Here is an 8,533-nt window from a genome sequence, read left to right as displayed (position 1 = left end):
CTCGCCCTCGGGGCCGGTCTCGGCCGGCAGCAGCAGCGGCTGCCCCGCATCGGCGCGCAGCGTGAAGCGGATGCCGCGCTGGGCAACGGCGAGCCGCCGCAGGGTCTCCGCGATGGCGGCGTTCTCGGCGCGGTCGGATTTCAGGAACTTCAGCCGCGCCGGCGTCGCGGCGAACAGCTCGGTCACCTCGATCCGGGTGCCGCGCTGGGCCGGGGCCGGACGGACCGGGCCCTTCACGCCGGCCTCGACGGTGAGGCTCGCCCCGGCCTCGGCACCTTCTGGACGGGTGGTGATCGCGAGCCGGGACACGGCGCCGATCGAGGGCAAAGCCTCGCCGCGGAATCCCAGCGTGTCGATGGCCGAGAGGTCGCCGCCGGGCAGCTTCGAGGTCGCGTGGCGCTCGACGCACAGAGCGAGGTCGTCCGGGCCCATGCCGCGGCCGTCGTCGATCACCCGGATCAGCCGCCGACCGCCGTTCTCCACCACCACCTCGATGGTGCGGGCCCCGGCATCGATCGCGTTCTCGACCAGCTCCTTCACGGCCGAGGCCGGGCGCTCGACCACCTCGCCCGCCGCGATGCGGTCAACAAGGATCGGGTCGAGACGGCGGATGACGGGCGAAAGGGTGGACATCGACGCCCACGATAGCGGCTGGGCGGCGGCGCTCCTAGATCGTCGTCCCCGAAATCAGAGCCGGAACGGCGATCGAGGCTTCTGTTTCTACGTCATCTTTTTCCGAAAGCCGGAATCCACCTGTCGGGATGATGCTCTCGCGCACCCGATGACAGGGACCGTGTCGCGAAGCCGCGGCGCTCAGGCGCGGCGGCTCGATCCGCCCAGCGAAATGCGGCTGCCGGCGGGCCGGGCGCCATGGCTCGGCGCCTTGTAGGGGCGACGCGACGCGTCATACAGGGCGGTGCCGACGACCCCAGCGGCCCGTCGCAGGGTGGCGCCGTCGCAGGTCGCAGCGACGCGCACGCCGATCTCGTGGGTATGGCTGCGGCCGTACAGCCAGACCGCGAGGCGTGCCCGGGTCGCCTCGGGGATGCCGTCGAGGATGTACGTCGCGGTGTCGGCGTCGGCCTTGATCAATTGGCCGACGGTCTCCGGCGGGATCGGGCAATCCGCCGCCGGATCATCGATGCTCAGCGGCTGGGTCTTCGTCATGGTCAAACCTGTCAGCCTGGGAACTGCAGGTTGAGCGGGTGTGGTTAATGATCCGTCAACGAACCGGCACCCGCCGCGTCTCACAGCGGCTTGCGGATGATCCGGGCGATCAGGCCGACGATGCCCTCGCGGAACAGCAGCACGCAGAGCACGAAGACGCAGCCCTGGATGATGGTCACCCAGGCGCCGAACTGGGCCAGGTAGGTCTCCATGGTGACGATCACCATCGCGCCGACGATCGGCCCGAACACCGTGCCCATGCCGCCCACCAGCGTCATCAGCACCACCTCGCCGGACATCGACCAGTGGACGTCTGTGAGCGAGGCGAGCTGGAACACGATCGCCTTGGTCGAGCCCGCAAGCCCCGCGAGCGTCGCCGAGAGGACGAACACCGCGAGCTTGTACTGGTTGGCCCGGTAGCCCAGCGAAATCGCCCGGGGCTCGTTGTCCCGGATCGCCTTGAGCACCTGCCCGAACGGCGAGTGAATGATCCGGTAGATCAGCAGCATCCCGGCCATGAAGACCACGCAGACGACGGCGTACATCGCCCGGTCGTCGGCGAGGCTGAACACTCCGAACAGGTTGCCACGCGGCACCGCCTGGATGCCGTCCTCGCCGCCGGTGAACTTCGCCTGCAGCGAGAAGAAGAACGCCATCTGAGCGAGCGCCAGGGTGATCATCGAGAAGTAGATGCCCTGCCGGCGGATCGCCAGCGAGCCGAAGACCAGCCCGAGCAGGGCCGCCGTGGCGGTGCCCGACAGGATCGCCAGTTCCGGGGTGAAGCCGAGGTTCTTGGCCGTGTAGGCGCAGAGATAGCTCGCCATCCCGAAATAGGCGGCGTGGCCGAACGAGAGCAGGCCGCCGTAGCCGAGCAGCAGGTTGAAGGCGAGCGCGAACAGCGCGAAGCACAGCACCTTCATCAGGTAGACCGGATAGAGCACCAGCGGCGCCGCGGTCAGCACGACCGCGATGCCGACGAAGATCATCCAGTGCAGCGCCTTGTCGTCGCGGCGCGTCGGCAGCGCGGCGGCGATCGGGGCGACGTCGATGGCGGCGGTGTCGGCCATGGGGATCGAGCCTCTGATCTGGTTCAGGCCGTGCGCCCGAACAGGCCGGCGGGTTTGACGAGCAGCACCAGCACCATGATCACGAAGATCACGGTGGCCGACGCCTCCGGGTAGAACACCTTGGTCAGGCCCTCGACCAGGCCGAGGGCGAAGCCGGTGATCACCGAGCCGATGATCGAGCCCATGCCGCCGATCACCACCACGGCGAAGACCACGATGATGATGTCGGCGCCCATGTTCGGGTTCACCGAGTAGATCGGGGCGGCGAGGACCCCGGCGAAACCCGCGAGCGCCACGCCGAACCCGTAGGTCAGGGTCAGGAACAGCGGCACGTTCACCCCGAAGGCCTGGACCAGGGTCGGGTTCTCGGTCGCGGCCCGGAGGTAGGCGCCGAGCTTGGTCTTCTCGATCACCAGCCACGTCGCGATGCAGACGGTGAGCGAGGCCACCACTACCCAGGCCCGGTAGTTCGGCAGGAACATGAACGGCAGGCGCTGGCCGCCCGACAGCTCGGCCGGGATCGCGTAGGGCAGCCCCGACACGCCGTACTGGTTGCGGAACAGGCCCTGGATGATCAGCGCCAGCCCGAAGGTCAGGAGCAGGCCGTAGAGGTGATCGAGCTTGTAGAGGCGCGCGATCAGCACCCGCTCAAGCAGGATGCCGAAGGCCCCCACCACCAGCGGCGCCAGCCCGAGCGCCCACCAGTAGCCCAGCCCGACATAGGTCAGCAGCATCCAGGCCACGAACGCGCCCATCATGTACAGCGCGCCATGGGCGAAGTTGATGATGTTCAGGAGCCCGAAGATGATCGCGAGCCCGAGCGACAGGATCGCGTAGAACGAGCCGTTGATCAGGCCGAGCAGCAACTGCCCGAACAGCGCCTGGGTCGGCACGCCGAAGATCGTGGTCATAGCCGTCCTCCGTGCCGGACCCGCACCGTCAACCCTTCACCAGCGGGCAGTTGCCGTCGGCAAGCGGGCGGAAGACCTGATCGCCCGGGATCGTCTCGAGCTTGTTGTACAGGTCCCACTCATCCTTCGACTCGGAGGGCTTCTTCACCTCGAACAGGTACATGTCGTGGATCTTGCGGCCGTCCGCCCGGATCGTGCCCTTGCCGAACAGCGGATCATCGGTGGGCATGGACTTCATCTTCGCGACCACGGCGGCGCCGTCGGCACCGGATTTCAGCTCGGCCATCGCCTTCAAGTAGTGGAGCACGTCGGAATAGACGCCCGCGTGGTTGGCGGTCGGCTTCGAATTGCCCTTCATCTGCTTGGCGAACCGGTCCGAGAAGGCCCGGGTCTGGTCGTTCAGGTCCCAGTAGAACGGCTCGGTGAGCACGAGGCCCTGCGCGACCTTGGTCCCAAGCGAGTGCACGTCCGAGGAGAACACCAGGAGCCCGGCGAGGGCCTGGCCGCCTTCGGTAATGCCGAACTCGCCGGCCTGCTTGATCGCGTTGATCGTGTCGGTACCGGCGTTGGCGAGCCCGATCACCTTGGCGCCGGACCCCTGCGCCTGCAGCAGGAACGATGAGAAGTCCGAGGTCGGGAACGGGGTCTTGACCGAGCCGATGACCTTGCCACCGTTCTTGGTGATCACCGCGCTGGTGTCGCGCTGGAGGGTCTGGCCGAAGACGTAGTCGGCTGTGAGGAAGAACCAGGTGTTGCCGCCGCGCTTGACCATGGCGCCGCCGGTGCCGTTGGCGAGCGCCACCGTGTCGTAGACCCAGTGGATCGTGTTCGGCGTGCATTGCGGGCCGGTGAGGTCGGCGGTGCCGGCGCCGGTGTCGATGAAGACCTTGTTCTTCTCCTTGGTCACCTGGCTGATCGCCAGGGCGACCGACGAAGTCACGCCGTCGGTGATCATGTCGACGCCGTCGCGGTCGTACCATTGCCGGGCGATGCCGGCGCCGACATCGGGCTTGTTCTGGTGGTCGGCGGAGACGATCTCGACCTTCAGCCCGTGCTCGGCCGGCTTGAAGTCCTCCACCGCCAGCTTCGCGGCAACCACAGAGCCCTCGCCGCTGATGTCGGAATAGGCGCCCGAGCGGTCGCCGAGGATGCCGATCTTCACGTTCGTCTGCGCGCTCGCGCCGCCCATCATGAGGGCACCCGCGAGGGCGGCGAGGGACACGGACCCGATGAGACGTCCGAACATGATCTTCCTATCCTCCTGCGGCGCAGCGGATCACCGCCTGCCGAGCCTCTGACGCCGTTCTCCAGCGCTTATTGGGTATTCGCCGTCCGCCTCAGACGCCGAGATAGGCGTGAAGCTTGTCGATATTTGCGTCAAGCTCGGCATTCGGGATCATGTCGACCACCCTGCCCTGCTCGATGACGAAGTGCCGGTCGGCCAAGGTCTGCGCGAAGCGGAAATTCTGCTCCACCAGCACAATGGTATAGCCCTGAGACTTCAACTGCTGGATCGTCCGGCCGATCTGCTGCACGATTACCGGCGCGAGACCTTCGGTCGGCTCGTCCAGCAGGATCAGCTTGGCACCGGTCCGCAGGATCCGGCCGATGGCGAGCATCTGCTGCTCGCCGCCCGAGAGCTTGGTGCCCTGGCTGCCCGCACGCTCCTTCAGGTTCGGGAACAGGGTGTGGATCTCGGCCACCGTCATGCCGCCGGGCTTCACCCGCGGCGGCAGCATCAGGTTCTCGTGGACCGTGAGGCTCGCGAAGATGCCGCGCTCCTCCGGGACGTAGCCGAGCCCGAGCCGGGCGATGTTGCGCGAGGCCATCCGGATCGTTTCGACGCCGTCATAGACGATCGAGCCGGCCCGCTTGCCCAGGATGCCGATGATCGCCCGGAGCGTCGTGGTCTTGCCGGCGCCGTTCCGGCCGAGCAGCGTGATCACTTCGCCGGCCCGGACATCCAGGTCGATGCCGTGCAGCACGTGGCTCTCGCCGTACCAGCCCTCCAGGCCGCGGACGGTGAGGAGCGCATCGGTCGCCGCGGCCGGCGCGGGTCTCTTCACGGCGGCCTCAAGCATGTCCCGACCCAATATAAGCCTCGACCACGCGCGGGTCCTTCGAGACGGTGGCGTAATCGCCCTCTGCCAGGACCTGCCCGCGCGCCAGGACGGTGATGCGGTCGGACAGCGACGCGACCACCGAGAGATTGTGCTCGACCATCAGGATCGTCCGGTCCTTCGAGACCCGGCGGATCAGCTGCGCCGTCCGGTCGACGTCCTCGTGGCCCATGCCGGCCATAGGCTCGTCGAGGAGCAGCATCTCGGGATCGAGCGCCAGGGTCGTGGCGATCTCGAGCGCGCGCTTGCGGCCGTAGGACAGCTCGACCGCCAGCGAGTCGGCGAACTCGGACAGGCCCACGGCCTCGACAAGCGCCAACGCCTCGCCGTCGAGCGCCCGCAGCACCTTCTCGGGACGCCAGAAATCGAACGAATCGCCCCGGCGCCGGCGCTGGAGCGCGATGCGGACGTTCTCGGTGACCGTCAGGTGCGGAAACACCGCCGAGATCTGGAAGGACCGCACGAGGCCGAGCCGGGCCACATCCGCGGCGCGCAGCCCGGTAATGTCCCGATCCTTGTACCGGATGGTACCGGCGGTGGGGATCAGGAACTTCGTGAGCAGATTGAAGCAGGTGGTCTTGCCGGCACCGTTCGGGCCGATCAGCGCATGGATCGTCCCGCGCTCGACTTCCAACTTGACGCCGTTGACGGCCCGGAATCCCTTGAATTCCATCGTCAAGCCATCGGTCGCCAGGATCACGTCCCGTGCCAAGCGCGTCCCTCCCGCGTATGATTTATTGCCTGCCATATCGCCGATCACGCCCTGAACAGTCCATCGCAAACGCTCGGCGCGGCGGGACAATCCCCGGCTCATGATATGCTGATGCTTGGCTGATCCGGGCCGAACATCCCGTCGCGGTCATGATACCGACACGGAAGGGCGTCCGGCGACCCGTCACCCCAAGGCCGGGCGGGCGGCGGCGGCGCGCTTGACCTTGTTCCGGTCGGGCCTATAACTCAGACAAATTATTGGTAGGGAGGGCGTGCATGGTCGGTCGGGCCGCCTACATTGCCGTCGATTGGGGCACCACCAACCGGCGCGCCTACGCCATGTCGGAGGCGGGCGAGGTCCTCGACACGCTTCAGGACGATCGCGGCGTCCTCGCGCTAACCCCTGGCGACTATCCCGACGCGATTGCACAGCTGCGGGAGCGTTTCGGCGCGCAGGCCGTGGTCGCGGCCGGCATGGTCGGCTCGACGCGCGGCTGGCGCGAGGCTGCCTATATCGATGCGCCCGCAACGCTGCAGGACCTCGCCGAGGCGAGCCTCGCGGTCGCCCCCGACGTGCGGATCGTCCCGGGCGTCGCGCTCCGGAGCGGCCCACGCCCGGACGTGATGCGGGGCGAGGAAGTCCAGGTGCTCGGCGCGATCAGCAGCGGCGCCGCGCCGCCGACGGCGTTGTTCTGCCAGCCCGGCACGCACAACAAGTGGATCGCCACGGTGGACGGCGCGATCACCGATTTCGCCACCGTGATGACCGGCGAACTCTTCGCCCTGGTCCGCACCCACGGCATCCTGGCCGGCATGCTGGACGGTGCGGTCGCGGACGGTCCCGCCTTCCGGGAGGGGCTCCGCCGCGGGAGCGAGGCGCGCAACCTCGCCGCCGCCCTGTTCGAGGTCCGCGCCGGGGTGCTGCTCGACCGGCTGGCACCCGCCGATGCCGCCGCCTACGCCAGCGGCCTGATGATCGGTGCGGATGTCGGCACGCGCACCGATCTCGCCGAGCGTCCGGTACACCTGCTCGGCGGCGGCGCTCTGTCTGCGCTCTACGACGTTGCGATCACGGAAGCTGGCGGCCATGCCGTGCCGGTGCCGGACGGCGCCACGACGGCCGGCATCCACGCCATCTGGCAGGCCATCTCGAAAGTGCGGGCATGACGATCCTCGACCGATTCGAAGTGGCCTTCGCGGCCTGCCCCCTGGTGGCGATCCTGCGCGGGCTCACCCCGGACGAGGCGCCCGCCATCGGCGACGCGCTGGTCGAGGCCGGGTTCACCCTGATCGAGGTGCCGCTCAACTCGCCCGATCCGCTCAGGAGCATCGGGCTGCTGGCCGACCGGTTCGCCGGGCGCGCCCTGGTCGGGGCCGGCACGGTTCTCACACCGGCGCAGGTCGGCGACGTCGCGGCGGCAGGCGGGACCTTGATCGTCTCGCCCAACACCGACCCGGCGGTGATCGGCGCGACCATGGCCGCGGGCCTCGTCTCGCTGCCCGGCTACCAGACGCCGAGCGAGGCATTCGCCGCCCTCCAGGCCGGCGCAACCGCCCTGAAGCTCTTCCCCGCGGACATCGCGACCCCGGCCGCGCTCAAGGCGCACCGGGCGGTGTTCCCGGCGAGCGCCCGCGTCCTCGCCGTCGGCGGCGTCACGCCCGACAGCGTGCCGGTCTGGCGGCAGGCCGGCGCGGTGGGCTTCGGTCTCGGCTCGAACCTCTATCGCCCCGGCAAGCCGGCAGCCGATGTCGCCCGGGACGCTTCAGCCTTCATCGCGACAATCGGGGGATCTGCATGATTGCGGGCCCTCAGGGTACCAGGGTGAACCAGAGAACACTCACAATTCTTGTGGCTGGAACGCGACAGTGACGGCGCCCCCGTCTAGAACCGCGCCCGCATGGATGGCGGGAGCGGGCGGATGGCGGATGGGCAGTTCACACGGCCGGACGGCTTCGATGGGCTCGAGACGCCCTGCCTGCTCCTCGACGCGGACAGGCTGACCGCCAACGTCGCGACCATGCGGGCGGGGCTCGACCGGCTGGGCGTAACGCTGCGGCCGCACCTGAAGACCGCGAAATCGCTCGACGTCGCCCGCATCGCCATGGCGAGCCCGTCCGGACCCGCGACAGTCTCGACCCTCCGGGAGGCCGAGCACTTCGCCGAGGGCGGCGTGCGCGACCTGATCTACGCCGTCGGGATCGCGCCGCAGAAGCTCGACCGCGTCGGGGCGATCCGGCGGCGCTGGGGGGCAGATCTCGCCATCGTGCTGGATTCCATCGAGCAGGCAAACGCCGTGGTGGCGTGGAGCCGCCGCAACGGCGACCCGATGCCGGTGCTGATCGAGGTCGATGCTGACGGCCATCGCTCCGGTGTCGATCCGCGCGATGCGGATACGCTGGTCGCCATCGGCCGGGTGCTCTCCGACGGTGCCTCCCTGCGCGGCGTGCTGCTGCACGCGGGCGACAGCTACGGCCTGACCGATCCCGCCGCGCTGAAGGCAGCAGCCGAAGCCGAACGGGCCGCCGCGGTGGTGGCGGCGGCGATCCTGCGCGGCGG

10 protein-coding genes are annotated in these 8,533 nt (G+C 68.8%); 3 read left to right on the top strand and 7 right to left on the bottom strand.

The window, feature by feature from the left end; genetic code table 11:
* The 7 genes from mutL to FV228_RS13865 all read right to left on the bottom strand — a co-directional run.
* Positions 1 to 633: DNA mismatch repair endonuclease MutL (gene mutL, locus FV228_RS13895; RefSeq protein WP_187277744.1), on the bottom strand; the 633-nt coding region annotated here is incomplete at its 3' end.
* 180 nt (positions 634 to 813) lie between these two features.
* Positions 814 to 1,167 (bottom strand): hypothetical protein, encoded by a 354-nt coding sequence (locus FV228_RS13890; protein ID WP_147855164.1) that lies wholly within the window; start codon positions 1,165 to 1,167, stop codon positions 814 to 816.
* An 80-nt stretch (positions 1,168 to 1,247) separates the two neighbouring features.
* Positions 1,248 to 2,234: a branched-chain amino acid ABC transporter permease gene (locus FV228_RS13885; protein ID WP_147855163.1), complete on the bottom strand. Its 987-nt coding sequence runs from the start codon at positions 2,232 to 2,234 to the stop codon at positions 1,248 to 1,250.
* Between the two features lie 23 nt (positions 2,235 to 2,257).
* Positions 2,258 to 3,145: a branched-chain amino acid ABC transporter permease gene (locus tag FV228_RS13880; protein WP_147855162.1), complete on the bottom strand. Its 888-nt coding sequence runs from the start codon at positions 3,143 to 3,145 to the stop codon at positions 2,258 to 2,260.
* A 28-nt stretch (positions 3,146 to 3,173) separates the two neighbouring features.
* Positions 3,174 to 4,391, bottom strand: coding sequence for an ABC transporter substrate-binding protein (locus FV228_RS13875; protein ID WP_147855161.1), 1,218 nt, complete (start codon positions 4,389 to 4,391; stop codon positions 3,174 to 3,176).
* A gap of 91 nt (positions 4,392 to 4,482) precedes the next feature.
* Positions 4,483 to 5,226: an ABC transporter ATP-binding protein gene (locus FV228_RS13870; RefSeq protein ID WP_147855160.1), complete on the bottom strand. Its 744-nt coding sequence runs from the start codon at positions 5,224 to 5,226 to the stop codon at positions 4,483 to 4,485.
* Positions 5,219 to 5,977, bottom strand: a complete 759-nt coding sequence (locus FV228_RS13865) for an ABC transporter ATP-binding protein (protein WP_147855159.1) — start codon at positions 5,975 to 5,977, stop codon at positions 5,219 to 5,221. Before FV228_RS13865 ends, FV228_RS13870 begins: the two co-directional genes overlap by 8 nt.
* Positions 5,978 to 6,252: 275 nt before the next feature.
* Here FV228_RS13865 and FV228_RS13860 point away from each other — a divergent pair, with 275 nt between their 5' ends.
* The 3 genes from FV228_RS13860 to FV228_RS13850 form a co-directional block, all read left to right on the top strand.
* On the top strand, positions 6,253 to 7,143 hold the full coding sequence (locus FV228_RS13860) for a 2-dehydro-3-deoxygalactonokinase (RefSeq protein WP_147855158.1): 891 nt from the start codon (positions 6,253 to 6,255) through the stop codon (positions 7,141 to 7,143).
* Entirely contained in the window at positions 7,140 to 7,775 is a 636-nt protein-coding gene (locus FV228_RS13855; RefSeq protein WP_147855157.1) for a 2-dehydro-3-deoxy-6-phosphogalactonate aldolase, read from the top strand. Before FV228_RS13860 ends, FV228_RS13855 begins: the two co-directional genes overlap by 4 nt.
* Positions 7,776 to 7,895: 120 nt before the next feature.
* A partial coding sequence (locus FV228_RS13850; protein ID WP_187277743.1) for an alanine racemase occupies positions 7,896 to 8,533 on the top strand: 638 nt, incomplete at its 3' end.

Source organism: Methylobacterium sp. WL18, assembly GCF_008040015.1.
Taxonomy (GTDB): Bacteria; Pseudomonadota; Alphaproteobacteria; order Rhizobiales; family Beijerinckiaceae; genus Methylobacterium; species Methylobacterium mesophilicum.
This window is presented reverse-complemented; position numbering and strand designations above follow the sequence as displayed.